Consider the following 24135-nt stretch of genomic DNA (forward strand, 5'->3'; position numbering starts at 1 on the left):
CACCTCCTCTGTCTCGTACGCTGAGCTACATTCCGTTGCTTCCGTAAATTTGCTGGAAACCCGATAACGCATCTGTCCAGACCGCAAAAAATCCATTATTCGGCACGATCGTTACATCAATAAAATTACCAATCGTAACGACTGGAACGGGACTAATCCCGTTAGGATTAAAGGAGCTGTCTGTTATTCTGAGGTTCGTAAATGTATTCCCTCCGTTCGTTGATTCGGCCACAAATACGTCTAATAAAGAGGTCGTTATTTGATTGGTATAATATACGATCTTAATCACACCGGTCACAGGTGAAACATCAATAGCCGGGAAAAAATGCTGTGCCCCTGCACTAGCCCCTGTCACAGATTGCGGCGCAGTCCAGCTTAATCCACCATCCACCGAACGGGCGAGCAGCACATCCGCATACCCTGCCCGATTATCCTGCCAGACCGCATAAAGTGTTCCCTGATTCGGGCTAGTAGAGCGATCCACCGCAATGTTGGCCATCGGCAGCACATTGAAGCCAAACCCGGGCACGGGCAACGGACTCGGAACCGGGACAACAGAAGATACAGGCAGCGAAGAACTGAATGCTGTCCCCCCATTGAAGGACACAATGACCTGATATTGGTTAACCGGATTAGTTACAATGTACCCGACATAAATCACCCCAGTAATGCTCACGGTGATTTCCCCACGCGTGATCTGATTGGAGCCAGCGGTGAGCACCACGGGTGTATCCCACGTGATCCCTCCATCCTGCGAACGCTGGAAAAACATGACTGATCCGCCAAAAAAGTCAGGATTGTACTGATGCGTATAACATAAATAGATGTTTCCGGTATAGGAGCTGACCTGAGAAGTATCAAATTTCACGCCGACCTCAACATTATTGACAAATGTCCCATACCCCCGCTGGGCAATCACGGGCGGATCAAATGTATTACCGTTGTCTCTGGATACATAGGTAGCGATAGTACCGCTCAAGCCGTCTGCGGTAAATACGTGACAGGCTATGACAAACAAGTTGGGAAAACCGTAGCTGACGCTATGGGATTCCGCCCCTACATAGCCGGCTGGCAGCGGTAAAATCTGCTGTGTAAAGGAGACACCGCCGTTACCTGAACGGTATACCACCGTCAACGGCGGCCCTGTCGTAAAATCGATAGCCGCAGACACAATGGTACCGTCGAGCAGGTTGAAAGCTACACTCGGTTCCTGCGCCAGCCTTCCGTTAGGCGTAAGCTGTACGTTCGGCATCAGGACCCACCTCCCGGTACACCAGCAAAAATCGTCAGGCTGCCTGTACGCGTATCCGTCCAGACGGAAATGTAACTATTCGGCGGTACGATGGCGACATCAATATAGTCGCCGATCAGCTCTGATTCGCCTCCACCGACATTCGGATTAAAGGAGGTCGTTGTGAGACGACTGTTCGTAAAGGTGTTGCCTCCATCTGACGATTGGGCGGTGAACACATCCAGATTAAAGCCGTCCAGGCGATTGGTATAGTACACGACAACGACCAATCCCGTCTTAGGCGACACCGAAATCGCAGGAAAGAAATTTTGCGAGCCGGGCGGGCTGTCCGTCACGATGATCGGAGCACTCCAGGTACCGCCAAAATCGCTTGATTTGGACAATAAAATATTGCTGTATCCCTGACCAAAATCCTGCCAAACGGCATATAGCGTATTTGTTGTGGAAGGCACACCCGAGCAGTCCGCGGCCAAGCTAGGGAAATTCAATATCCGAAAGTCATAACCAGGAACGGGCAAAGGATTGGGCACCAGCGTTATATTGGACACAAGAATATCCCCGCTGAAAGTTGCCCCTCCATCAAAGGAGCGCCGGATAAAGAAAGCCGGTGTCTGCGGCCCTGTACGAATCCAACTGACATAGACACTGCCATATTTGTCGACCGCAGGCTCAGGCCGCTCCGTGGAGGATTGGATATTGGAAAGCAATAACGGTCGATCCCAGGTCAATCCTCCATCCGTAGAACGCTGGTAAAAGGCCGCAGACCGGGCATTAAACTCTACGTTGTATTGGCGGTTATACGTAACGTAGACGTGCCCTAAATAGGGACTTGCTCCTGCATTATCCGTCGTAATATTGGTCCAGTCATTATTAATGTAATCTCCATAGCCCGGGTTAATGACCACTGGAGGATCAAAGGTGGCACCATCGTCCGTAGAGCGATAGATCACAACAGCCCCGTTCTCATTTCCTGGAAACACATGTGCGGATATGATGAAAATATTCGGGAACAGATAGGCTACCATTCCTGCCTCGGCTCCTGTATATCCCGGTGGAATTGGCAGTAAAGTATCAGTCCAGTTCGCCCCGGCGTCCAAGGAACGATACAGTCCAATCAGCGGAGGCCCGCTACTAAAGTCAACAGCAACAGCTACAACGATATTCGGATTCAACAAATTAACGGCGACACTGGGCTCAAATTTGGGCAAACCGCTGGGTGTTACCTGAAAATTCAAAGGCATCGCAAGCATTCCCTTCATTATATAAATGGACATGCCTGAAGTATTTCTATTAAAATGTACTTTTTTCAGCACAGTCTACAGACAACCATACAAGCTTTCTTTTCAATAGATTCATAGTATAGAAGCATCCCTTCAGGGGTTTTCCAATATTCTGTTTTTTGAGAGGATGATTCGATTGGCTTTTACAACCGGATATATGACCAACACTAGAGATTTCGGTACTGCCTGCTCCAATGTCGTTGTAAATTTGGTCAACGAGGATACAGTGAACGCGGCAACCGTGACCATCCAAATTTTTTTCTCGCTTGTACCGGATACCAAGATCCCCTTATACGTGACATCGGTTAACTTACCTGTAAACTCTGTTGCCCGACGTACCTTCTTTGTGCAAGGGGTCCTTGCCTACGAGGTACAATACAACGTAGTCTCCGCTGCACCTTCCAATGTTGTGCTCTCCAACTTTGGACTGGATCAGTTTGGTAATGTTGTACAGGAGCATCGTGTTCTTCAGTCGGAACTGACCACAATCCCGGCGCTGTCTCCTGTTATTTAAAGTTGCCCTGCTCCAGTGCTTGATGCAATCTGTGGGTGTAATACACGTAATTCCATTCCGGCGGTACGGACTGAACCCCTCGGCCGCTACCGATGGTTGAGTGGTCATCTGTATAGTAGGAAAAGGCATGTGTATCCTGTAATGGGCGCAACAAATCCGTCAGATACAGCAAATCCGTCACGGCAATATATGGTTTGACACCGAAGCATACAACAAAGCGTGTCGTTGTTTCACCAATAGCCTGAACCAGTGCTTCCTGGACCGAATAATGCTGACGTGGCGTTACGATTAACCGAGGATCGAGCATCATCGACAGGAAAGCGGCGGCTCCCTGTTCTGGCGTTAAATCCAGCAACCGTACCACGCAATTGCTGTAGTGCTGCTCCAGCAGATTATCCAGCAATGGTTCAGCTTGAGCCATAGCCGTGACAGGCATTAAAATCGTCATTTCAAGTGGGATGCCCCGACGTGCTCTCGCCTCATGCTTGGCGATTTGGAATGCGTGCCGCCAGCGTCGGTGCTCCTTCTGGCTGTGCAGGCCGGCCGATACACTAAATGTGGAATTCACCCGGTAATCCATCAGGATCTCCGGGATGAATTTCATGCTGCACGTCTCGGTCAGCCGCAGCCAGTAATCATAATCCTCAACTGGTTGCAGCCGATAGCCGCCAATCAGGCGGGCATATTTGCTTTTGTACATAAATGAAACCCCGACAATGCTGGCATTCAGCAATTCATGATGCGGCTGGCCTTGGTACCGGATCAAAGCTTGCTGATGCTGCTCGTCATACAACGGGTTCCCACATGCGTCAACCTGACGGAAAGTAGAGAACACAAGGCCGAGTGAGTCCGGTCCCTGCTCCAGCTCCTGCCGCAATCGTTCAATAAAGGAAAAATTATAAACATTGTCGCTGGATACCCAGGTCACATACTTGATCGCAGGATCTTTAAACAACTCATCGAATCCTCGATTAAGGGCGTGGGATACTCCTTTGTTCTGAGGGAGTGTAACCAACTGAACGCGCGGGTCTCCCATTGCTGCGTGGAGCGCTGGCCCCACCATTTCCGGCGCTCCGTCAATAACAATGATGAAGCGAAATGCCCTGTAGCTCTGGGCTAGTACGGATGAGATCGCAGCTTGCAGATAGCCGATATCCTGTTTGTACAGTGGCATAACAATCCCCGTATCTACCATATCAATCCCCCCTGACAGACTTTCGGCTTCATGAGGATAAACCGCTCAATACCTGACTGAAGCGATCTCGATAACGCGCTTGGGTTATGTTGTACTCCCGCTCCACAGCGGGCCAATGTTTTTTGGTTCCCATTTCATCATGCCAGCGGTAGTTAACCAAGGACTCGTTCAGAAAAGGAAATGGATATCCCGCTATCATTACTCGGTACCACATATCCAGATCATGTGTGTACGGTAGCAGTTCATCAAACAAACCGATATGTGCAAACAGCTCCTTTTTAAACATAACCGTGCATCCATTAACCGGATTTCCTTGCTGAAAAAAACGGTAAAACTCCGTCATAGACGGAAACACGGCGGCTGCCTGGTAGCTTGTGACTTGGCTGTATTGATTGATGAAATTGAAATTGGTGTGGGAGATGTACGCACCGTTTTCCACCATAAAAGAAACCTGATTATTAATTTTGTCCCTATGATAGGTATCGTCGGAGCTGAGCCACGCAATATATTCCCCGCTGGCATGTCGGATACCATGATTCAGGGCGCTGGCTGTTCCACCGTTGGATTTGCCCAAATAATGTATATACGGAAGATAGGCCTGAAGCATATCAACATGTTCCGTGGACCCGTCATCGACAACAATAATCTCGAGGGGCCCATAAGTTTGCTCTAGTGCACTTTGCAAAGCCTGATCCACATATGCACAGTTATAAAAGGGAATGACGATCGTTACTTTCGGTCTCATATCGTTCCTTCCTTTCCAGCTCGGCGGTATTGAATCATATCCTCCAGAGATTGCCCCAGCTGTATGGTCGGCTTCCAGCCCATGTCCTCCAGCTCTTTCGCACGGTATGCCTCAGTGGATGCTGACTCTTCCACATCCCCCCATTGTATGGGAATAGATGTTTTGGCCAGCGCAATCATACGTTCCACGATATTGCCCAGTTCCACAATGCGGCCTGTGCAGACCGAGTAAACTCGGCCTGGCACCCCCTGTTCCAATAGCACACCGTATGCGCGAACGGCATCACGAACGTCGAGGAAATCACGTTGCGCATGTCGGGAAGATACCCGGAACGGGGCAGTTTCAGTTACGGACTGCCCCTCCAGACGTTCCGTCTGAACGATATACCCCGCGAGTAATGCACAAAATCCGGTAGATGGACCCGGACCGATCAAGTTGCAAGGCTCTGCCAGCATAACGGATTGTTCGAACAGCGCGCCCCACGAGAGCGCGACTGCCTCTTGAAGGCTTTTGCTAAGGCTGTATGGATGTGTTGGATGATACGGAGCCTGCAAAGCCGTCTTTAGCCGAGAGCCCGCCACGACAATTCTAGCTTTGGGGAAAGGTCGCAGTACATCGAGCAGATACAGGGTGGACAGTACATTGGATTCCATGTATAGCAGGGGACTCTGCCAAGATTCAGGGACGGAATTTTTACCACCCAGGTGAAGCACATAATCCGGAGCAATCTGTCTAATGACTTCGCCCAGACGTTTCTTGTCGAGCAAGTCACACACATAAGGCGTAATACAGTTACGGGTCTCCGCCTCTGGACTGTTATTTTCATCATCGCGAGCCAGTAAGATCAGTTCTGAGACGGAAGCGACAGTGCGAGTCAGCGCCGCTACCTCCCAGCCGAGCTTTGCAAAATGGCGGCAGGCATGCATCCCGGTATAGCCCGCCGCTCCAGTAATGACTATGACAGGCCGACGTTGTTCCGCTGTGCTTCCGTCCATTCCAGCAGCTCCTTCAGCATGATGCTGTAGTGAGGAACATCGTAGTGCAGATCGGCCCGGGTAGAACGAAGCGTCCGGTCCTGCACCGGCTCATCTTTCGGCACGATCCGAATATCCTCCCTATTCCAGATGTCTTTGAACAGCAGCAGCAAATCATGCTTGCTGATCGGTTCAGGGTGAACCAGATGAATGAGTCCGTCCAGCGGCTCATTCATCTGCACCTGTATCGCCTTCGCTAATTCCAGCGTCGTAACCCCGTTCCAAAAGACCCGGCGATACCCGTTAACGTCTCCGCTCTGCTGCAAGAACCAGTGCAGCAGACCAATGCCTCCCGGCCGAATTTCCGGCCCGATAATGGAGGTACGGATAGTCAAATGTCCTGCTGCCTTTACTTCTCCGAGTATTTTCGTCAAAGCATAGGCACTTGTCCCATCGGGTTGATCCGTCTCTTTATATAAACCTGGTACCCGATTTCCCTCGAATACGCAATCCGTGCTGATATGAATCAGTCGGGCACCGATACTGTCCGCTGTTCGCCGGAGAAGATGTGGCAGCAATCCATTGATTTGGTATGCTGCGATCTGATTCTCCCCAGCATGCTGATTCAGTACGCCTACCGCGTTAATAATAACGTCTGGCCGTACACTCCGTACCAGCTGCTCCACCATAAAGCTGTCCTTTACATCCAGCAGCAGACCGCCTTTATTTTCGGGATCACGGGTGGTGTAGAACACGTTATACCCGCTCTGGTTTTGGAAATACTTAACCAGAACATGGCCCGCCATGCCGTTACCACCCAAAATAAGCAGCTTCATTTGATGAACCCCCCGCTTTGGAGAATGCTGCGAATCTCCTCTTTGGACATCAAATTGAACTCCGAGCTAAAGCTGCTGAACGACACCGGAGGGCACTGAGTATAGCGGTCCTTTAATTGAGGAATATTCAGCGTTGGGAGAATAACCAAATATTGCTCGTCATAGACTACCGTCGTCAGGCTTTCAAAGTCACTCATCAGAATTTCATGAATTTTCTCGCCGGGACGCACACCTTTTTCTACAATTTCTACGTTTTCCACACCTGAATCCTCAATGAGCACCTCAGCCAAGTCCACAATACGGCAGGTTGGCATGGTCATAATAAAAATTTCCCCGCCGACACTTTCCACCGAGGCTTTGAACAGGAGACTGATCGCATCACGCAAGGTCAGGAAGAAGCGGGTCATGTTCATATCTGTGATCGAAACCTTGCCCTTTTGGCGAATCTGGCTTTGGAACAGATGCACCACGCTTCCGTTTGTGCCCAAAACATTACCGCCGCGCACCGTCACGAAACGTGTATCGCTATTCAGCAGATTGGCGTAAACAATCAGTTTTTCTCCAATCGCCTTCGTCATCCCGTAAAAATTAGACGGATTTGCGGCCTTGTCAGTCGATATATAAATGACTTTCTTTACCTGATTGGCAACAGCGGCCTCGATCACGTTTTGGGTGCCTACGACATTGGTTTTGAGTGCCTCATAGGGCTGATCCTCACAGACGGGAACGTGCTTGAGCGCTGCCAAATGAAATACATAGTCCACTCCTTGACAAGCGGTAGTCAGCGCATCCTTATCCCGAATATCTCCAATACAGAAGCTGAGTCGTTCATCCTCAAACTGCCTGTTCATGGCAACCTGACTGGATTCTCCACGTGAAAAGATAATGACCTCTTTGGGGTTACGCGGCAGTAACTGGGCAACCAGCTCATGCCCCCAGGAGCCGGTACCGCCGGTAACCAAGATACGTTGGTTTTCAAACATGCCGTTTCCCTCCAAGCAGAAATTTAACTACCTTATCCGACACATCTTCCGCCAGATAGCCCGCAGGACATTGCCACTTATGGGTCATCCCGGTCATTATGGCTACCGCGTTTGCTATAACCTCGCCATCAAGACCAGACACGATATTGCTGCCGCAATCTACTGTTTCCGGCCGTTCGGTCGTCCGGCGCATCGTAACCGTCGGTACCCCCATGACACAGCATTCTTCCTGTACGGTACCACTGTCCGTCAAAGCGCAGCGGGCATGCCGCTCCAGCAGAACGAAGTCAAAAAAACCGAACGGTTCGTGAAATTCCACTAGCGGGTCAAGCTGGATCGGCGGATGGCTTGCGATTCGGGCGGCAGTGCGGGGATGAATACTGCAAATGACCCGCTGCCCGAACTGCTGGGCTACCCGGTTAAGACCATCTAAAATAGCCAGCAAATGCGGTGGATGGTCGACATTTTCAGCTCTGTGAGCAGTGACCAGGAAATATTCTCCCGGCGACAGTCCCAACTTTTTCAAAATTCCACTGTCCGATACCTCTTTCTTATAGTGCTGCATCACTTCGTAGATCGGATTTCCAGTCAGTATAATTCGTTGACTTGGAAAGCCTTCACGTAGTAGGTGCTGCTTGCTTTGCTCCGTATAAGGCATATTAATGCTAGATATTGCATCAATGACACGCCGATTCTTCTCCTCCGGCACATCCAGATCATAACAGCGGTTCCCCGCCTCCATATGCACGACCGGGTAACCCATACGTTCCGCAAGCAAGGCACATAAGGCGCTGTTCGTATCACCGAGCAATAACACATGATCAGGGCGTTCCTTGTTTAAAATATCCTCCATCTGCGAGTACATGACGGACAACTGTTTGCCCAGTGTCCCCGCTTTCTCCTGAAGTACATAATCCGGGGCACGCAGTCCCAGCTCGCGGAAGAACTGCCCGCTCAGGCTTTCGGTGTAATTTTGGCCCGTATGCACAAGCACATGTTCATCTGCATGGCGGTCCAGCTTCGGAATGATCAGGCTGAGCCGTATAATTTCCGGTCTTGTGCCGAGCACGGTCAATATTTTCATGGTTTTGGAACCCACCTTTGCTGTCGTTGTTTCATTGAATTGTGGCGTTCAATGAATGATAGCCATCCAGCAGACTGGCTGTGCTCCAGCTTAACGTTCATCTCAACGGTCCGGCGTAGATTCACCCGGACCGTTGTTTTGTATGCTGTCCAGCCTTGAGTGTGACTCGCTTCTGCTTGTGCGCGTTGTGCCGTCGTGACCGGTGCTTGAATTTCCGCTTGAGCTTCTGTCTGGACTTGGTTTTCGGATAAAGTCCCTTCGACAACGGGGACCCGTGAATTTTCTTGAGGCGACTCTTGCCGCCGCTTCTCTTATACCTGCGATTCCGCAATCTGGTACGCTTGCGGCCCTTTGGCCATCTCGCCCGAACACTACGCTTGCCGCGGAGCAATTCGGGCGGTGACTCAGGTAAAGGGGATGGTGGTTGTGGCAAGCCCTGAATGGCTGCATATTCGATTGGCGGCAGACCCAGCACAGGCAGTTGACACACCACCGATTCGGGAAATTCTCGAATCGTGCTGGTATATCCCTCCGGTATAGCAGTGACCTGACGCAGTCCTTCGCCTTCCCTCGTCCATACTGGTCCACCTGGCTGCTGAATCAACGGGAACCAATGCGGATGATGACATACCCATTGACTGACCATGAGGTGCAGACTGCTTCGGTAGGAATCAGGTCCGTATACACGTGTAGCCGCGCTGTTGTTACGCACACCAATCCGTTCCACTTCCTCGGGATGATCGAGCAGATAGCCCACTTTTTGCGCCAGCATGTCGCTGTTGCCCGGCTCTACCAAAAAATCTGTATTTCCGGTCGCCTCCATCAATTCCACAAGTCCACCCTGCGCAAAGGCTACCACGGGCTTACCGTAAACTAGCCCTTCCAGGGCGGTCAGGCCAAAGCCTTCCTCCACCATACTTGGGATCACAACAATATCCATTGCGCTATAGGCCGTTGACACGGATTCCTCGAATGAATTGAACTGGAAGCGGCGGCTATAACGAGATTGGCGGATTAAAGAGACACATTTTACGTAATATTCCGAATCCACCGAGCTGCCGATGATCCAGAAACGACACCGCGAATTGGTTTCGCACAGCTTTAGAGCCATTTGGACAAAAGGTAACAGCCCTTTGGCTTCGTAGATAAAGGAAGAAATATAACCAATGCAAATATGAAAATCCCGCAGCCCCAGTTTTTCACGTTTCCTTCTCCGTTCCAGCACATGCTCTTTGGGAGACGGCATATCCATATCCCGGCAGGGAGACAACACCGTATGCGGACGTGTCAGTCCCCCACCATGCAAAGGACGCATTACAGCTTGCGAAATGCCGATGACCCATTGGCTATAGCGCTCTATGATAGAAACAGAAACGGGCGTATGCGCATTCTGGTTAATGACCTCGGTTATTTTCCAGATCACTGGAATATTAAGCTCTTGGGCAGCCATTGCAGGCATGACGTTCACACAGGTATTGACCAGCACCACATCAGGTCGAGCATGCCGAAGCATTTGGAACAACGGTGCATACGCCACATGGGTCCGCAAATTCTCCGCATCTTGCGCCAATCCCTCATATGGGGTATACATGCCATGCAGCATGAACAGGTTCTGTGTCAGAACGGTGATTCCGCGCTTGCGGGCCATTGAGGTCAGCCGCCCTTCACCAGGCGTTACGAGAATACAATCGAAGTACGTACGCATGTCTAGACAAAATTGCAATAACAGTTTCTCTGCCCCCGTAATACTGCGGACGTTGCTAACATGGCTGAATAGCATCATTTTCGGCTTGATCGGAGTTCACCTCCTTTAAAATAGCAACCATCGGACGTGTGAATCACCTTATGGAAATATGACCGATAACAGTTGGTCAATCCGGTGACCATAGGTGTGCTCCCGCAGGGTTCGTTCCAGAGCACGCAGGGCAATCTCATGGCGCTCTTTTTCATGCGTTAAATAAAACTCAACCTTCTCCAGCAGTTCCTGCTGAGAGCTGTAGGTCTCTATCTCTTCCCCCGGCTTGTAAAAACGAGCCAGATCATCTCTTGTATCTGTCAGTTGCAACGTGCCACTGGCAGAAATTTCAAACGTGCGCGGGTTGGGCGAAGCCCCTGGAATTTTCAGTGAGTTGTTGTTCACCGAATCATCCTGATGGGAACGATGAAGATTAATTACGATTTTGCTGCCGTTATACGAATCATTGGTCTCGACCGGAGACATCCAGCGACCCAGCTCAATTTTGTCACCATACAACTGATAATCCGGGAGACGATCCCACCAGATTCCGTTGATTTTAATGTTACGGGCCATGAGCTGAGGCATAATCGGATTGAAGAAATAGATGCGGTTCCAGTAGGCTGAGCCTGTAAACCCAATCTCACGTCGTACCGAAGCGGGCGAGCTGAGTGGGAAATAGTGAGTCAGAAATGCCCCAAAGGGCAAATAGTGCACAGACGTGCAACCCAACTGACGGTACAGCTCCAGGCAGTTCATTTCTAACGTGAACACATAATCATAATTCGTAACGATTTTGGTCGTCGTGTCGGTGTAATACGGATCGTCCGTTAGCCAGATGGCGGTGGGGATGCCCAACTGGCGTACCGCAGTAACCTGCTCCAACGGAAGATCCATTCCATCCAGTGCCAGCATCAGATTCGGACGGAGCTGAGCGGCAATATCTCCTACCGGCTGACGTGGGTCTGTTACGGTAACCTGAGCCGTCATGCTTTGCAACGTGGTAATGACCGCCTCATCCAGCGGAGAATACGGAAGGCCTTTGCCGGAGACGACATACAGTACATGGATTTGTCGAAAAGGGAAAACTGCTTTCATCCGCCCAACAATTGCGTTAGCACGTCCGCGCAGATATCCTTCGTCGTATCCGTCATGCACTCCCGCAATTCTCCCCCTTTCCCAGGAGGCTGCCGCCGTCTGGTGAACAGCCGGGTCATACGGTCCTGTCGTAGATATCGTCATCACTTTCACTCCTCACTGTTTATGGTGTTTACTTTAGGCCATCGCCTTGTCCAGCAGTTCTTCCATACGATTGGAGTACATATGCTTTTGCATAGTCGTGTACAATGCGCGCCAGGCCATGCGTTCGCGTTCCCAGTCATGCTTGAGATAGTAGTCCAGCTTCACTTTCAGCTCCTCTGCTCCAGAGAAGGTTTCAATGTCATAGCCTGGTCGGTAATAACGGCTCAAATCCTTCCGAATATCCGTCATTTGAAGCGTGCCGCAAGCAGAAATTTCGTATGTCCGAGGATTGATGGACTCCGCTGAAAGCTGGTGTGTATTCCGATTATCCAGTCCGGGGTCTGTCGGGCGGTGCATATTGATGACAATTTTGGAGCCGTTATAATATTGAGCGGTCTCTTCCGGCTCCATAAAACCTGGACGGATAAAGCGTTCCAGCACATCCCGCCGGGTCAGCCGATCCCAGTGCCCACCTACGATCAGCACTCTTTTGTCCGCCAAGAAGGGAGCAAGGTAGTCGAACAGCTTCACACGGTTCCAGAAGGCATTTCCAATGAAGCAAATATCATGCTGATGTTCCCGCTCTACCCGCCGGGGATAAAAGATACGAGTTGACGCAGCCAGCGGCAAATAGTGAACCCTCGTTACTCCCTGATCGCGATAAAACGGCAGGCAAGAAATTTCGTGCGTAAATACGACATCGTAGGATTGACAAATCAACGCCGTATCCTCCGTAAAGTAAGGATCATCTACAAACCATATGGCCGTCCGAATGCCTAGGGCTCGTATTTGCTGTACCTGCTCCAGATGATCCGCCGGAAAAACATGCAGCCCGTTCATGACCAGCACGAGGTCTGGACGTTGAGCCTCGGCGTCAGCTAGCATCGTAGCAGGCGTACCGATGGCGCATGAGCTGCATATTTGACCTAATGCCTCTTGCACACCTGTGTCTATAGCTGCGAAACCTTGCGGAATATATAACACTTTCAAATGACGAACAGCAGGCTGTATTGCCACGACCTGTGACAGAGCAGCCGTGCAACCGCCCATTCTGCGTCCTTCCCGATAGCCGCATCGGTACGCTTCGCGTTCATTTCCGCTTTGTTGATCGTTCACATCCTTCACCCTGTCCTGTTGTGGGATAAACTTCTGTCACTCCTAAACTATATGCGGAGGGGTCAAACGCATCATGGACGACTGCCACTGCCCGGACAAAATTGGCGTTTGCCCGTCCAACTGCCGAACCGCAAATAACCCCAAAGCTGTTAGCTTCGGGGGAGAACAGTAATAGATGATTTGCACAGTTTACTGAGCTTTGTAAGCGAGCTGGTGTCCATCTTCATAACCTTTGGCAAAGCCTGAATTGAAACCCTCGTTGTAAGCTGCATCATATCCCTGCTGAAATGCCTGCGGATCATGCTCCAATACAACAGTCCCGGGCTGTGGATTGTCCGCAGAAGGGGCTGCCGCCGGGTTAGCTTGAGGTTTTTTCCGCCGCCGCAAAAGAGGATGTCTTCTACGTGCAGAATGAAGTCCTCTTTTACGGCGTCTTAGAGCAAGGAGACGTCTTCTTCTCCGTTTTAATCTCCGCATGCTGGAACGCCGGGCATCTTTACGTCTTTTGCGGGCTTTGTCCCGAGTGGCGCGTTCCCACCTTGTACTCATTTTCATTCCTCCTTTGCTTTCTCGTGGTGGTTTCATTTTTCTGAACAGGCACATGGAGCCACGGCTTAGTCGGTTTCCCATATACCTGTCGTCTTAATGGAATACCCGCCAACATTTGCGTGATTTCTCCCTGGTAGTTGCTGAGTATACGAATGGTTTCTTCCAGACGGGTAGCCGACATATCCGCATGGGGCGTCAAGTCCGCAAGACTGGTCAGCATCCGAGCAACGGCGTGCTGGCTGGCAGCAATAGACTCCATCATATCCAGCTTGATCTCACGTTCACGCCTCATGCTCATTAGTTCATATCCCCCGAGCCCATTCCTCCCATCATCCCTTCCATGCCGCCACCCTGCTGCTCATCCTGATCCAGCAATGCTTTGAGATTGCTGCAAAGTCCAGTCTGAAGCCGCGTTAATCCCTCCAGCATTTCCACCATTTGCTCGTGAATCTCCAAAGGTCGTCCCAGCTGTTCTTCATCGGTTTCAAAGGCGTGGGGCGCCAGATGGTTCAGCGCCCAATTACGCACTTTTTCTGCTTCGACCGCCTTGGCCTCCAGAATCATAGACACATTCCGCTGCATTTTGGAGGCTGCGTCCAGCATGTGAATCATTGCTTGTTCCCTACTCATGTGTTCACTCCCTGCCCTCGGTTGTTACGTTACTCCTCTTCCGGGTATGCCGTTTCCTTCACGACACGAACGAGCATTTCAGCCATTGCTTCCTGAAGATCGGCAATACCGTTCAGATAGGCCACAATGCTTTTGTTTACTTGTCCCGAGCTGTCGAGAATGCCCGGAATTCCATCAAAACGCGGCTCCTCATCTGGCAGTTCATGTATGATCTGCGCCATGCGCACAACCACCTGACGTTCCGCATCCAACAACCTTGACATCTGCTGCTGCGAGTGCGAAATGTGGATCAGCAAATCATCTAACTCGTTATGCATAAGCCCCTCCTTTATGTGCTCCGCCGTGCGGAACGCACGAATTACCTACGGGCTTTCCGCTACTACAGCGTATGCCGCAGCGAGTAGTCGGTTCCGCCTAAAAGCGCCTATTCAGATCATTACAGATGCCCGCGCAGCACTGGTGGAGCAATAATAGGCTGCTTCTCCACCAAAGCCGACAAATCTCCGGGAGACAAAAACTGAATTCGGTAGTCCTCTGCCCGCCAGCTCATCGCAGCGTACAGGGTAAGGAACGGCCTTTTCCAGCCGTTACCGATTTGATACAGTTGCCCGCCCTCAGCATACAATACCTCGATCCATCGCTTGCGTTGAGCCGGTATATTCAGTGTGGGCAGCATGGACATGTTCTCCAGATCGGGAGCCGCCAGTACAGGAATAGGTTCCTCTGGCGGCTCAGCTACAGGTGCATCAATGCTGCCGGAAACTGTGGCCTCCGGCTTCCCTACCAAGGGAAGCACCAACAAATCCAGCTGAGACACTCTAACAGGGCGCACATTTTCACCTCCCGCAGCACTGACTCCATGCAGATACCGCCTTCTTCCCGGCTCTAACCGAAATACTGCTCCAGACGGTCCCTGAACAACCGCTCCGATGGGATAAAAGCTTGCCGCTGATACGTGTGTTTCGTTACCTGTTGATATCTGGCCGTCCGTCTCCGCTGTACTGAATTTCAGGTTGTGGAACAGCTTATCCGCGTCCCCCCACTTTTGTACAAAAAAGGATCGGTTCCGGCTGCTTTCCTCCATTGAACCGCTTTTTTCGGTCGTTTGAGGAAAAGCATACACCGTATCCCGATCTCTTTCCTCATAATGGATAAAAGCATCTCCAGCAATTGCCATACGTATCCCCAACAAACGCACACGCAGTAGCCAATCTGCATGGGCTTCCTGAGTACTGTGGCAGCCTTCGTCCCAGTAGCCCGTTTTTTCCAGTGTCTCTCTGCGCAGCAATAAACAAAATCCGGCTAAGCTTTCGGTCTCTCGCCATGCATCCGGGTTAGGCATATTGTAGGTCATGGCAAATTGACGTGCTCCATTTTCGTTCATATAAGGAACCTCAATCTGCTGTTCTTTGAATGGACCATTCGTTACAGGCCCAACAACACCGATACGCGGATCGCTGTATAAACACGCTAACAACCGATCCAACCAGCCGGGGGTCACCATGGAGTTTTGATCCAGTACCACAATAGTTGTGCCTTTTGCCATCATCAGCCCCTGATTCAGGCTACCTATCATTTGAACATCCTTTTTTAACAGCGCATAACGCACAGCGATGCTTTTACGGAGCAAATAGGTGGATGTCCCGTCCGTCGAGCCGCAGTCCACCACAATAATTTCGTGAGGATGGCTCGTATTCTCCTCAATACGGTGAATGCATGCACGGAGCTGTTGAAGCTGATTGCAGGACGGAATGATAATACTGACGCCTTCAAAAACCTTGCCGAACGAAGCCTGGCCCAACCTGTTGCCTTGCTCCTGGCCCCTTTTAAATCCTGACCAATAGCCTTTCTTTCCGAGCCGCTTGCTGTGTTTCCTTTGCATATTCAGGCGTTTCATGCCGTTCACTCCTCCGGGTGGCATTATGCCTATACTATATGCCTGGCCCGGCCGGATGGTGTTTCATTGAGATCAGGGTAGAAGTCCTTTCATTTTCACTCCAGCTTCCTGGAGGGAATCGAAGGTTCCTGCGTCGCTCCAATAACGCCGTAAAATATCATATTCCAGCTTGCCTTCAGCGGCATAACAGTTGTTAACATCCGTGATCTCAAGCTCACCGCGTGCCGAAGGTGTAATTTGCCGGATCTTATCGAACACGGCAGTATCGTACATATAGATACCCGTAACGCAATATTTGGATTGGGGATGCTGTGGCTTTTCTTCAATCCGCATAATGCTCTCCGGGCGCTCAGGATCAAATACGGGTACCCCGTAACGACGAGCATCTGCCACCTTTTTCAACAACACTCTGGCGCTCCCCGGGGGCTGTTGCTTGAACCGTTCGATCACAGGTCCCAAGTCTTCCTTGAACAAATTATCACCTAACAAAACAGTGAATTTCTCTTCTGCCTGCATATAGCTTCTTGCCAGTTCGAGTGCTTCCGCAATGCCGCCCGCCTTTTCTTGAATCCGGTATGTCAGTTGGACACCATAATCGCTGCCACTGCCCAAAAAATCGGTATACAGTCCGGCCGATTGTTTACCAATAATAATAAGCATATCGGTGATCCCCGCCTGTCGCAGCCTCTCGATACCATATACGATCATGGGATACTTGCCGACCGGAAGCAGATGCTTGTTGAGTAATGTAGTCAACGGATGAAGGCGCGATCCGGTTCCTCCTGCGAGAATAACCCCTTTCATATCTTCCTTCCTCCTTCGACAGCATGTTCAGTGCATACAACCCCAGCGTTTCCAGTTTCGATGAACATTCTGGGATCTATACTCCATTTCTCTATAAACAAACGATAGTTCCGCTCGATCAGCTCTTCCATCCAGGAAGTTTCCGAGCGTGAGAAGCTCGCATTCCCCTCGTGATAGACAAAACAGTCGTTGCACATGAGCAGCTTGTAGCCATGCACGCGTGCGCGTAGACAATAATCGTCATCCTCATAATGTCCGGGGCTGAACCGTTCATCCAGCAATCCGATCCGTTCCATCAGATCGCGCCGGAACAGCAAACAAAATCCGACCAACCGCTTGACCTCCTGCCATCTGGAGGGATTACTTGCATTATTCTGCTCCGCATATCTCAGACAACTGGCCAAATCTCCTTCTAATCCGTGTATCTGCTGAATACCGCTGACGTAATTCGTCACCGGTCCCACCAATCCCACTATGCTTTCGCTCTGCAATGCAGCCAACATATTCGATAGCCATCCCCGCGTAACCGTCACATCATTGTTTAAAATAACGAACTGGTCACCGGAAGACAGCCGGAGCCCCGTATTACATGCTGCTGGAAAGCCTCTGTTTTCAGGAAGACGTATGCTGATCAGCCGCTCGGATGCGCAAAAATCATCCGTTCCGTCATTCGAAGCGTTGTCCACAACAATGATTTCATACGGTACATCTATCGTATGTGTCCGAATCGCCTCAATGCACGGCTTTAACAGATGCAGGCCGTTATAAGTCGGAATAATGATGCTCGTCAGACTCATTGTGCATTCCTCCCTTTGGCAACGTCTACCCGTGTTGGAACAGGCCCGAGCGGGGAATACCCGGCTACCTGAAACACCGCCGTCAGTGCCTCTGCATGATCACCGACGATCAACTGTTCCATAGCGTTCCCTTTGCCAACATTGAAGGTCCGCTTACGGTTTGTTTTAATGACATCGACAGCATGTACTGCCGCCACGATCATGCCATGCAGAATTGCCATGGCGTGGGCTTTTGGCGGTACGGCAAGCACGGCTGAGCCAAGCTGATCCAGTAAACGCCGAGATAAGGCATGCGGTACGGCAGTCAATGAGCTTGCTCCCAGATCCGGCCTGCGTAGTACGCGATTCAGGAATGCTTTGCACCGTGTCACGCTGTCCTGCTGGGCATAGGGCGGCAAATGTCTGCCCAGATCATTAAGCGCAACATCCGTTCCCTGATCCACCGCGTGGAGAAAAGGTAACAAATCAGATGCTGGAATCGGCAAATCTCCGTCCACGAACAGCACAATATCAGCCTGCGTCATACGCGCACCTACTGCACGGCCAACATCATGCCCCAGTCGATCCGGCACGTTGACGAGAGTCACACTGGGATGATGTTTGGCTACGGTGGAGCGCGTGCCGTCCGTGCAGCCGTTCAATACGACAATGATATCCGTAAATGGAAGTTTTTCCAGCTCACCCAGTACCCGGTCAATCGTTGACTCTTCATTACAGGCGCTGACCACAGCCGCTGCCGTTCCCTGTAACACAATATCTCCCGGAACTTCGCGTTCCACAGGCGGAGTCACTTCGGTCATTCCTTTCGCCCGAGGTGTGGGCTTTCTCACCCTACGGCTATGCATTGAAGTCGTCGTTCCTCGTTTTCGCTGAACACGTCTGATCCCCCAGCTCGGTTCTTCACGCTTCCCTCTGCGATACTGTCTACTCACAGTTTCACCTCGTCTCTGATCCGTTTGCGCCCCAAATCCGTATATCCCGCACGCGTTCCCAGACGCGATGTAAGCCAGGCAATGGCATCCAGATGATCCTGAACAATTACATCTGCCAGCGGGTCCTTGCCGTTCTGTTTTTTACGTGTCGCATTTATTTTACCGACAGCTATTCCATATACAGTCACCACTCGTAACCCGGAGGCGATGGACATAGCTTGAAATAAAGGAGGTTTCTCCAAGGGCTTTAGACCTATTTCCTTTAGAGCCTTTTGACTTATGGCGTGTGGAATGCCAGTCATAGATGCTCCCCCTAAATCAGCACGATTCGACAAGATATTCAATACATGCTTTGCCTCCACTACAGGATGTACGGGCGTACGATTCACAGGTCCATGGTAATCATTCAGCACCACATCCGCCCCTGCACATATGGCGTGTATAAACGGCCGGAGTCTAACGCAGGGAATGACGATATCCCCATCCAGGAAAAGCAGGATCTGTCCGGATGCTGCCTCCGCTCCAATACGACGGCCAACATCATGTCCGAGCGGTTCCGGGAAAGAAAGTACACGAGCTCCCGCCGCTGCTGCCACCTTCGCCGTTCTATCGTGTGATCCGTTCTCAACGACGATAACCTCTGTATGTGGATGGACACGGCGCGCTTCGCGAATCACAGCTCCGATTTTTTTTTGCTCATTCATGGCCGGGATAATGACAGATACGAAAAACTTTCCCACTGATGACAGTTCAGATGGTCGCTCTTCTCCGCTCTGTGCCCCTCTCTCCGTGTCGAGTACCTCCCTCATGGCAGGGGTTACCGGATTCTTATGCATGTTCGGCATTCGTAACGGCAGCCACATCTTGGAATGATAGTAAGCGCCGGAATGCCGCCTCCGTTTGATCTTGTATCCAGCTCTTCCCTGCTTCTTCATGCTCCCGTCTCACCTCCCTTCCTGCTGTATAGATGGACAGCATGATTAGGACAGTTCAACATAACCTATGCGGTCCAAAAGCCGTGTGTAACGGCAATCGTGGAGTCTTTTCGACACAGCAATTTTCGACTTTATTTTACAAAACTTATTAATCCTATTAAATAAATGAGTTATTAGGGTCTAAAGAATCATTTTGGATAAATTTGTGACATAGATCTTCTCGTCCGTCATTCTCTGTGCTAATATCAGAGCCAGATGATGGGAGTTCAAAAAATCAACATTTGTTTTTTTTGCATAAGACAACTTTTTCCATTATCCACCATTATTCTATTTTCTTTATATACGACAGGAAAGGAGGAGTTTGTCACCTTTTTAGGCTACATGCTTCATATTGCAGTACCCTCTTTTCACGTACGCTTCATGAAAAACACTTCGGTATTTCTCTTCATGTTCCATTTTCTTCTATTCCAGACGACAACACGACCTACATAAATGGCGCAATGCCTTATTCAAGACAGGATGATTCATCCTGACATTAATCGAGGAGAGTGAATTTTTAATGAAAAAAGTATGGGTTTCGCTTCTTGGAGGAGCTATGTTATTAGGGTCTGTCGCGTCTGGTGCATCAGCGGAGAGTTCCGTTTCGGGGCCAACTCAGCTTACACCGACCTTTCACGCCGAGCAATGGAAAGCCCCTTCCTCGGTATCGGGGGACGACATTGTATGGAGCTATTTGAATCGGCAAAAGAAATCGTTACTGGGTGCGGACGACTCTAGTGTACGTGAACAATTCCGAATCGTTGATCGCACAAGCGACAAGTCCGGTGTGAGCCATTATCGGCTGAAACAGTATGTAAACGGGATTCCCGTATATGGAGCTGAACAGACTATTCATGTGGGCAAATCTGGTGAGGTCACCTCTTACTTAGGAGCGGTGGTTACTGAGGATCAGCAAGCTGAAGCTACGCAAGGTACAACTCCAAAAATCAGCGCTTCTGAAGCGGTCTACACTGCATATAAAGAAGCAGCTGCACGGATTGAAGCCCTCCCTACCTCCGACGATACGATTTCTAAAGATGTTGAGGAACAAAGCAGTGTAAGCAAAGACACTTACGCCGAAGCAGCTAACAACGAAAAAACGCTATCTACTGATAAGGACGAGCTGAGTCTTGATAAAGCATCTGCCCTGAAAGATAGCAAAATTGAAGCGGTGGAAGCAGAAAAAAGTTCCATTGCCAAAATCGCTAATCTGCAGCCAGAAGTAGATCCTAAAGCCGATCTGTACTTCTATCCTAAAGGGGATGACCTGCAGCTGGTTTATGTAACAGAAGTCAATGTTTTAGAACCTGCCCCACTGCGTACTCGCTACATTATTGATGCCAATGATGGCAGCATCGTATTCCAGTATGACATCATTAATGAAGCGACAGGCACAGGTAAAGGTGTGCTTGGTGATACCAAATCATTCACCACAACTGCTTCCGGAAGTAGCTACCAGTTAAAAGATACAACGCGCGGTAACGGGGTTGTGACCTACACGGCCTCCAACCGTCAAAGCATCCCAGGTACCATTCTGACCGATGCCGATAATGTATGGAATGATCCAGCCGGCGTGGATGCCCATACGTATGCTGCCAAAACATATGATTACTATAAGGCCAAATTTGGACGCAACAGCATTGACGGACGCGGGCTGCAACTCCGTTCGACAGTCCATTACGGTAGCCGTTACAACAACGCCTTCTGGAATGGCTCCCAAATGACTTATGGAGACGGGGACGGTAGCACATTTATCGCATTCAGCGGGGACCCCGATGTGGTAGGTCATGAACTTACGCACGGTGTCACAGAGTATACTTCGAATTTGGAGTATTACGGAGAGTCCGGTGCATTGAATGAGGCTTTCTCGGACGTCATCGGTAATGACATTCAGCGTAAAAATTGGCTTGTAGGCGATGATATTTATACGCCAAACATTGCAGGCGATGCTCTGCGCTCTATGTCCAATCCTACCCTGTACGATCAACCAGATCACTATTCCAACTTGTATACAGGCAGCTCCGATAACGGCGGCGTTCATACGAACAGCGGTATTATCAATAAAGCCTACTATCTGTTAGCACAAGGTGGTACTTTCCATGGCGTAACTGTAAATGGAATTGGCCGCGATGCAGCGGTTCAAATTTACTATAGTGCCTTTACGAACTACCTGACTTCTTCTTCCGACTTCTCCAACGCACGCGCTGCTGTGATCCAAGCAGCAAAAGATCAGTACGGTGCGAACTCAGCAGAAGCAACTGCAGCTGCCAAATCTTTTGACGCTGTAGGCGTAAACTAAATCATATACGCTATAATCCTCATATCCCGTCCATAGACCTTTGCCGTTGTGCAACTGTCACTTGGCCCTGACTCATACAATGGACGAAAAAATAGGGGTGCAGTGTACAAGTCTGCGCCCCTTCCCCCCTTATTTATGGCGTCCCCTCAAAGGGGCGCCCTTTTCTTGTTCATCGGGTCCCTTCGATCATTTTCGACTAAATAAGACAAATAAACAGTAAATCAGGGACTAAAGATTCATTTTGGGGTATTTTGTAAAATTAACCTTCTCGTTCGACAACCTCTGTGCTAATATCAGAGCCAAGACGATGAGATTGCAAAAAAATAAACCTTAATATTTTACATAAGGTAATTTTTTTCAATCCTCTTCACGTTTCAAAGGAGCAACAAGACTTACATATATGACGAATAGCTTCTGCAAACAGGGTGTTTTTCACCCCAACATTAATTAGGGAGAGTGAGTATGAATTGAAAAAAGTATGGGTTTCACTTCTTGGAGGGGCTATGTTATTAGGATCTATAGCGCCGGGGGCCTCCGCAGCTGAAAATTCTGTTCCCGATCCGACTCAGTTTACGCCAACATTCCAAACGGTGAACTGGAAGTCCCCTTCAACGGTAACAGGCGACAATCTGGTCTGGAGCTTTTTAAATCGACAACAAAAAACATTATTGAGTCTGGACAATACCCACATCGGTTCCCATGTGCGCGAGCAATTTCGTATCGTGGATCGTACCAGTGACAAATTTGGTACAAAGCATTATCGGTTAAAACAATACGTAGACGGAATTCCCGTATTTGGAGCCGAACAGACCATCCATGTAAACAAGTCTGGTCAAATCACCTCTTATTTGGGAGCGGTCATTTCAGAAGATCAACAAGCCGATGCTAAAGAAAATACAACTCCAAAAATCAGTGCTACTGAGGCTGTATATACCGCATATGAAGATGCAGCTATACGGGTTCAATCTCTCTCTTCCTCCGTCCAAATCGTTCCTGAACCTTACGAGGATACAAGTAGTGTAAGTAAAGACACTTACGAAAAAGCATCTAACAATGAATTATCAATCTCTCTTGATAAGGACTCCTTGGATTTGGATAAAGCAGCTGAACTGGAGGACAGTAAATTGGAAGCGGTAGAGCCTGCATCCTCTATCCCCAAAATTGCCAATCTGGAACCAAGCGTGGACCCTAAAGCAGAACTGTATATCTATCCCGATGGAGACTCAACACGTCTAGTCTATGTAACCGAAGTTAATACTTTACAACCCACTCTGCTGCGCACACGTTACTTTATTGACGCTAATGATGGAAAAATCGTATTCAAGTATGACATCCTTAACGAAGTGATCGGCACAGGGCGCGGTGTATTCGGTGATACCAAAACATTTGAAACAACAGCTTCGGGCAAGAAGTATCAACTAAAGGATACGACTCGTGGTAAAGGAATCCTAACTTATAACGTCCACAACACCGAGACGCTCCCCGGCACCCTGTATACAGATTCAGATAACGTATGGGAAGATCCGGCTGCGGTGGATGCCCACGCTTACGCTATCCGCACTTACGATTATTACAAGGATAGATTTGGACGCGACAGCATTGACGGGCATGGCATGGCCATCGCTTCGGCAGTCCATTACGGCGCAAAGAACTACAATAATGCCCACTGGGGCGGCACTCATATGCTTTACGGAGACGGAGACGGCACGTTATTTGCCCCTTTCAGCAGCGACCTTGAAATTGTTGCCCATGAGCTGACACACGGTGTGACCGAGCATTCATCAGGGCTCGTGTATTTCGCTGAATCTGGTGCATTAAGTGAAGCCATCTCAGATATTATAGGCAACGACATTGAGCGTACCAATTGGGACTTCGGCAAAGTCGCTTATACCCCTAATATTAAGGGCGACGCCATTCGCTCCCTTTCCGATCCTGTCAAATACGGTCAAGTCGATCACTACAGCAATCTCTATCCTGATCCTAACAACGAGGATTATGGTGGAGCCCATATTAATAGTGGCATTATTAATAAAGCCTACTATCTACTGGCACAAGGAGGCACCTTCCATGGTGTCAAGGTAGATGGAATCGGACGTGATGCAGCCGTATATATTTATTATAATGCCTTCACCAATTATCTGACTTCCACGTCTAACTTCTCCACCGCGCGTGCCGCTGTTATCCAAGCGGCCAAAGATAGTTATGGTGAAAATTCAATAGCCGTAACCTCTGCTATTAAGTCTTTTGACGCTGTAGGTGTGAGATAAGTAATAAATACAAACTTCCCCGATATTACA

Annotated in this window: 23 protein-coding genes; 3 read left to right on the forward strand and 20 right to left on the reverse strand. The window is 49.7% G+C overall.

Translation table 11 applies throughout. From position 1 onward, the window contains the following. Window positions 1-25: 25 nt before the first annotated feature. Together BM358_RS17660 and BM358_RS17665 are read right to left on the reverse strand one after the other, a co-directional pair. A complete protein-coding gene (locus BM358_RS17660; RefSeq protein WP_028541481.1) occupies window positions 26-1252 on the reverse strand; it encodes a sialidase family protein in 1227 nt (408 codons plus the stop codon). Next, window positions 1252-2493, reverse strand: a complete 1242-nt coding sequence (locus BM358_RS17665) for a sialidase family protein (protein WP_028541480.1) — start codon at window positions 2491-2493, stop codon at window positions 1252-1254. Before BM358_RS17665 ends, BM358_RS17660 begins: the two co-directional genes overlap by 1 nt. 166 nt (window positions 2494-2659) lie before the next feature. Between BM358_RS17665 and BM358_RS17670 the strand changes: the two genes are divergently transcribed. Continuing rightward, window positions 2660-3046 carry a hypothetical protein gene (locus BM358_RS17670; RefSeq protein WP_254348680.1) on the forward strand — a complete coding sequence of 129 codons (387 nt, stop codon included), beginning with the start codon at window positions 2660-2662 and terminating at the stop codon, window positions 3044-3046. On the opposite strand, the gene BM358_RS17675 is transcribed toward BM358_RS17670, so the two are convergent. From BM358_RS17675 to BM358_RS17760, 18 genes are all read right to left on the reverse strand, one after another. Further along, window positions 3039-4241, reverse strand: coding sequence for a glycosyltransferase family 2 protein (locus BM358_RS17675; RefSeq protein WP_028541478.1), 1203 nt, complete (start codon window positions 4239-4241; stop codon window positions 3039-3041). The two genes, BM358_RS17670 and BM358_RS17675, sit on opposite strands and share 8 nt — an antisense overlap. A 28-nt stretch (window positions 4242-4269) precedes the next feature. Then, complete coding sequence (locus BM358_RS17680) at window positions 4270-4986, reverse strand: glycosyltransferase (protein ID WP_028541477.1); 717 nt, start codon at window positions 4984-4986, stop codon at window positions 4270-4272. Next, entirely contained in the window at window positions 4983-5981 is a 999-nt protein-coding gene (locus BM358_RS17685; RefSeq protein WP_028541476.1) for an SDR family oxidoreductase, read from the reverse strand. Before BM358_RS17685 ends, BM358_RS17680 begins: the two co-directional genes overlap by 4 nt. Further along, window positions 5942-6796: a dTDP-4-dehydrorhamnose reductase family protein gene (locus tag BM358_RS17690; protein WP_028541475.1), complete on the reverse strand. Its 855-nt coding sequence runs from the start codon at window positions 6794-6796 to the stop codon at window positions 5942-5944. Before BM358_RS17690 ends, BM358_RS17685 begins: the two co-directional genes overlap by 40 nt. Next, the gene (locus BM358_RS17695) at window positions 6793-7779 is read right to left on the reverse strand and encodes a polysaccharide biosynthesis protein (protein WP_025722608.1); all 987 of its coding nucleotides are present in this window, start codon (window positions 7777-7779) and stop codon (window positions 6793-6795) included. The genes BM358_RS17690 and BM358_RS17695 overlap by 4 nt, the downstream gene beginning before the upstream one ends. Continuing rightward, complete coding sequence (gene wecB / locus BM358_RS17700) at window positions 7772-8863, reverse strand: non-hydrolyzing UDP-N-acetylglucosamine 2-epimerase (protein ID WP_028541474.1); 1092 nt, start codon at window positions 8861-8863, stop codon at window positions 7772-7774. Before wecB ends, BM358_RS17695 begins: the two co-directional genes overlap by 8 nt. 121 nt (window positions 8864-8984) lie before the next feature. After that, the gene (locus BM358_RS17705) at window positions 8985-10646 is read right to left on the reverse strand and encodes a glycosyltransferase (RefSeq protein ID WP_028541473.1); all 1662 of its coding nucleotides are present in this window, start codon (window positions 10644-10646) and stop codon (window positions 8985-8987) included. 60 nt (window positions 10647-10706) lie between these two features. Continuing rightward, the gene (locus tag BM358_RS17710; protein WP_028541472.1) at window positions 10707-11840 is read right to left on the reverse strand and encodes a CgeB family protein; all 1134 of its coding nucleotides are present in this window, start codon (window positions 11838-11840) and stop codon (window positions 10707-10709) included. Window positions 11841-11873: 33 nt separating this feature from the next. Then, window positions 11874-12965: a CgeB family protein gene (locus tag BM358_RS17715; RefSeq protein ID WP_023990109.1), complete on the reverse strand. Its 1092-nt coding sequence runs from the start codon at window positions 12963-12965 to the stop codon at window positions 11874-11876. A gap of 180 nt (window positions 12966-13145) precedes the next feature. After that, window positions 13146-13505: a FliH/SctL family protein gene (locus BM358_RS17720; protein ID WP_028541471.1), complete on the reverse strand. Its 360-nt coding sequence runs from the start codon at window positions 13503-13505 to the stop codon at window positions 13146-13148. Then, window positions 13453-13803, reverse strand: a complete 351-nt coding sequence (locus BM358_RS17725) for a hypothetical protein (protein WP_013311763.1) — start codon at window positions 13801-13803, stop codon at window positions 13453-13455. Before BM358_RS17725 ends, BM358_RS17720 begins: the two co-directional genes overlap by 53 nt. Further along, on the reverse strand, window positions 13803-14135 hold the full coding sequence (locus BM358_RS17730; protein ID WP_023990111.1) for an alpha-helical endospore appendage domain-containing protein: 333 nt from the start codon (window positions 14133-14135) through the stop codon (window positions 13803-13805). Before BM358_RS17730 ends, BM358_RS17725 begins: the two co-directional genes overlap by 1 nt. A gap of 29 nt (window positions 14136-14164) precedes the next feature. Continuing rightward, window positions 14165-14452 (reverse strand): hypothetical protein, encoded by a 288-nt coding sequence (locus BM358_RS17735; protein ID WP_013311765.1) that lies wholly within the window; start codon window positions 14450-14452, stop codon window positions 14165-14167. Window positions 14453-14571: 119 nt separating this feature from the next. Continuing rightward, complete coding sequence (locus tag BM358_RS17740; protein WP_028541470.1) at window positions 14572-16032, reverse strand: glycosyltransferase family 2 protein; 1461 nt, start codon at window positions 16030-16032, stop codon at window positions 14572-14574. Between the two features lie 72 nt (window positions 16033-16104). Continuing rightward, entirely contained in the window at window positions 16105-16836 is a 732-nt protein-coding gene (locus BM358_RS17745; RefSeq protein WP_028541469.1) for a sugar phosphate nucleotidyltransferase, read from the reverse strand. Then, a complete protein-coding gene (locus BM358_RS17750; protein ID WP_028541468.1) occupies window positions 16833-17633 on the reverse strand; it encodes a glycosyltransferase family 2 protein in 801 nt (266 codons plus the stop codon). Before BM358_RS17750 ends, BM358_RS17745 begins: the two co-directional genes overlap by 4 nt. Beyond that, window positions 17630-18565 carry a glycosyltransferase family 2 protein gene (locus BM358_RS17755; RefSeq protein WP_023990115.1) on the reverse strand — a complete coding sequence of 312 codons (936 nt, stop codon included), beginning with the start codon at window positions 18563-18565 and terminating at the stop codon, window positions 17630-17632. Before BM358_RS17755 ends, BM358_RS17750 begins: the two co-directional genes overlap by 4 nt. Next, the gene (locus BM358_RS17760; RefSeq protein ID WP_023990116.1) at window positions 18562-19500 is read right to left on the reverse strand and encodes a glycosyltransferase family 2 protein; all 939 of its coding nucleotides are present in this window, start codon (window positions 19498-19500) and stop codon (window positions 18562-18564) included. Before BM358_RS17760 ends, BM358_RS17755 begins: the two co-directional genes overlap by 4 nt. Window positions 19501-20059: 559 nt before the next feature. Between BM358_RS17760 and BM358_RS17765 the strand changes: the two genes are divergently transcribed. Continuing rightward, entirely contained in the window at window positions 20060-21838 is a 1779-nt protein-coding gene (locus BM358_RS17765; protein WP_023990117.1) for a M4 family metallopeptidase, read from the forward strand. Between the two features lie 467 nt (window positions 21839-22305). Continuing rightward, window positions 22306-24105 (forward strand): M4 family metallopeptidase, encoded by a 1800-nt coding sequence (locus tag BM358_RS17770; RefSeq protein ID WP_028541467.1) that lies wholly within the window; start codon window positions 22306-22308, stop codon window positions 24103-24105. Window positions 24106-24135 lie beyond the last annotated feature (30 nt).

It is taken from the genome of Paenibacillus sp. cl130, assembly GCF_900116035.1.
In the GTDB taxonomy this organism is placed as follows: Bacteria; Bacillota; Bacilli; order Paenibacillales; family Paenibacillaceae; genus Paenibacillus; species Paenibacillus polymyxa_B.

Bases quoted from the DNA above. Each gene is read 5' to 3' on its own strand.
- BM358_RS17665 (WP_028541480.1), bottom strand. From the start codon at position 2,493: ATGCCTTTGAATTTTCAGGTAACACCCAGCGGTTTGCCCAAATTTGAG.
- wecB (WP_028541474.1), bottom strand. From the start codon at position 8,863: ATGAAAATATTGACCGTGCTCGGCACAAGACCGGAAATTATACGGCTC.
- BM358_RS17705 (WP_028541473.1), bottom strand. From the start codon at position 10,646: ATGATGCTATTCAGCCATGTTAGCAACGTCCGCAGTATTACGGGGGCA.
- BM358_RS17720 (WP_028541471.1), bottom strand. From the start codon at position 13,505: ATGAGTACAAGGTGGGAACGCGCCACTCGGGACAAAGCCCGCAAAAGA.
- BM358_RS17685 (WP_028541476.1), bottom strand. From the start codon at position 5,981: ATGGACGGAAGCACAGCGGAACAACGTCGGCCTGTCATAGTCATTACT.
- BM358_RS17765 (WP_023990117.1), top strand. From the start codon at position 20,060: ATGAAAAAAGTATGGGTTTCGCTTCTTGGAGGAGCTATGTTATTAGGG.
- BM358_RS17675 (WP_028541478.1), bottom strand. From the start codon at position 4,241: ATGGTAGATACGGGGATTGTTATGCCACTGTACAAACAGGATATCGGC.
- BM358_RS17690 (WP_028541475.1), bottom strand. From the start codon at position 6,796: ATGAAGCTGCTTATTTTGGGTGGTAACGGCATGGCGGGCCATGTTCTG.
- BM358_RS17740 (WP_028541470.1), bottom strand. From the start codon at position 16,032: ATGAAACGCCTGAATATGCAAAGGAAACACAGCAAGCGGCTCGGAAAG.
- BM358_RS17750 (WP_028541468.1), bottom strand. From the start codon at position 17,633: ATGAGTCTGACGAGCATCATTATTCCGACTTATAACGGCCTGCATCTG.
- BM358_RS17680 (WP_028541477.1), bottom strand. From the start codon at position 4,986: ATGAGACCGAAAGTAACGATCGTCATTCCCTTTTATAACTGTGCATAT.
- BM358_RS17760 (WP_023990116.1), bottom strand. From the start codon at position 19,500: ATGAAGAAGCAGGGAAGAGCTGGATACAAGATCAAACGGAGGCGGCAT.
- BM358_RS17735 (WP_013311765.1), bottom strand. From the start codon at position 14,452: ATGCATAACGAGTTAGATGATTTGCTGATCCACATTTCGCACTCGCAG.
- BM358_RS17745 (WP_028541469.1), bottom strand. From the start codon at position 16,836: ATGAAAGGGGTTATTCTCGCAGGAGGAACCGGATCGCGCCTTCATCCG.
- BM358_RS17660 (WP_028541481.1), bottom strand. From the start codon at position 1,252: ATGCCGAACGTACAGCTTACGCCTAACGGAAGGCTGGCGCAGGAACCG.
- BM358_RS17695 (WP_025722608.1), bottom strand. From the start codon at position 7,779: ATGTTTGAAAACCAACGTATCTTGGTTACCGGCGGTACCGGCTCCTGG.
- BM358_RS17710 (WP_028541472.1), bottom strand. From the start codon at position 11,840: ATGACGATATCTACGACAGGACCGTATGACCCGGCTGTTCACCAGACG.
- BM358_RS17670 (WP_254348680.1), top strand. From the start codon at position 2,660: ATGATTCGATTGGCTTTTACAACCGGATATATGACCAACACTAGAGAT.
- BM358_RS17730 (WP_023990111.1), bottom strand. From the start codon at position 14,135: ATGAGTAGGGAACAAGCAATGATTCACATGCTGGACGCAGCCTCCAAA.
- BM358_RS17725 (WP_013311763.1), bottom strand. From the start codon at position 13,803: ATGAGCATGAGGCGTGAACGTGAGATCAAGCTGGATATGATGGAGTCT.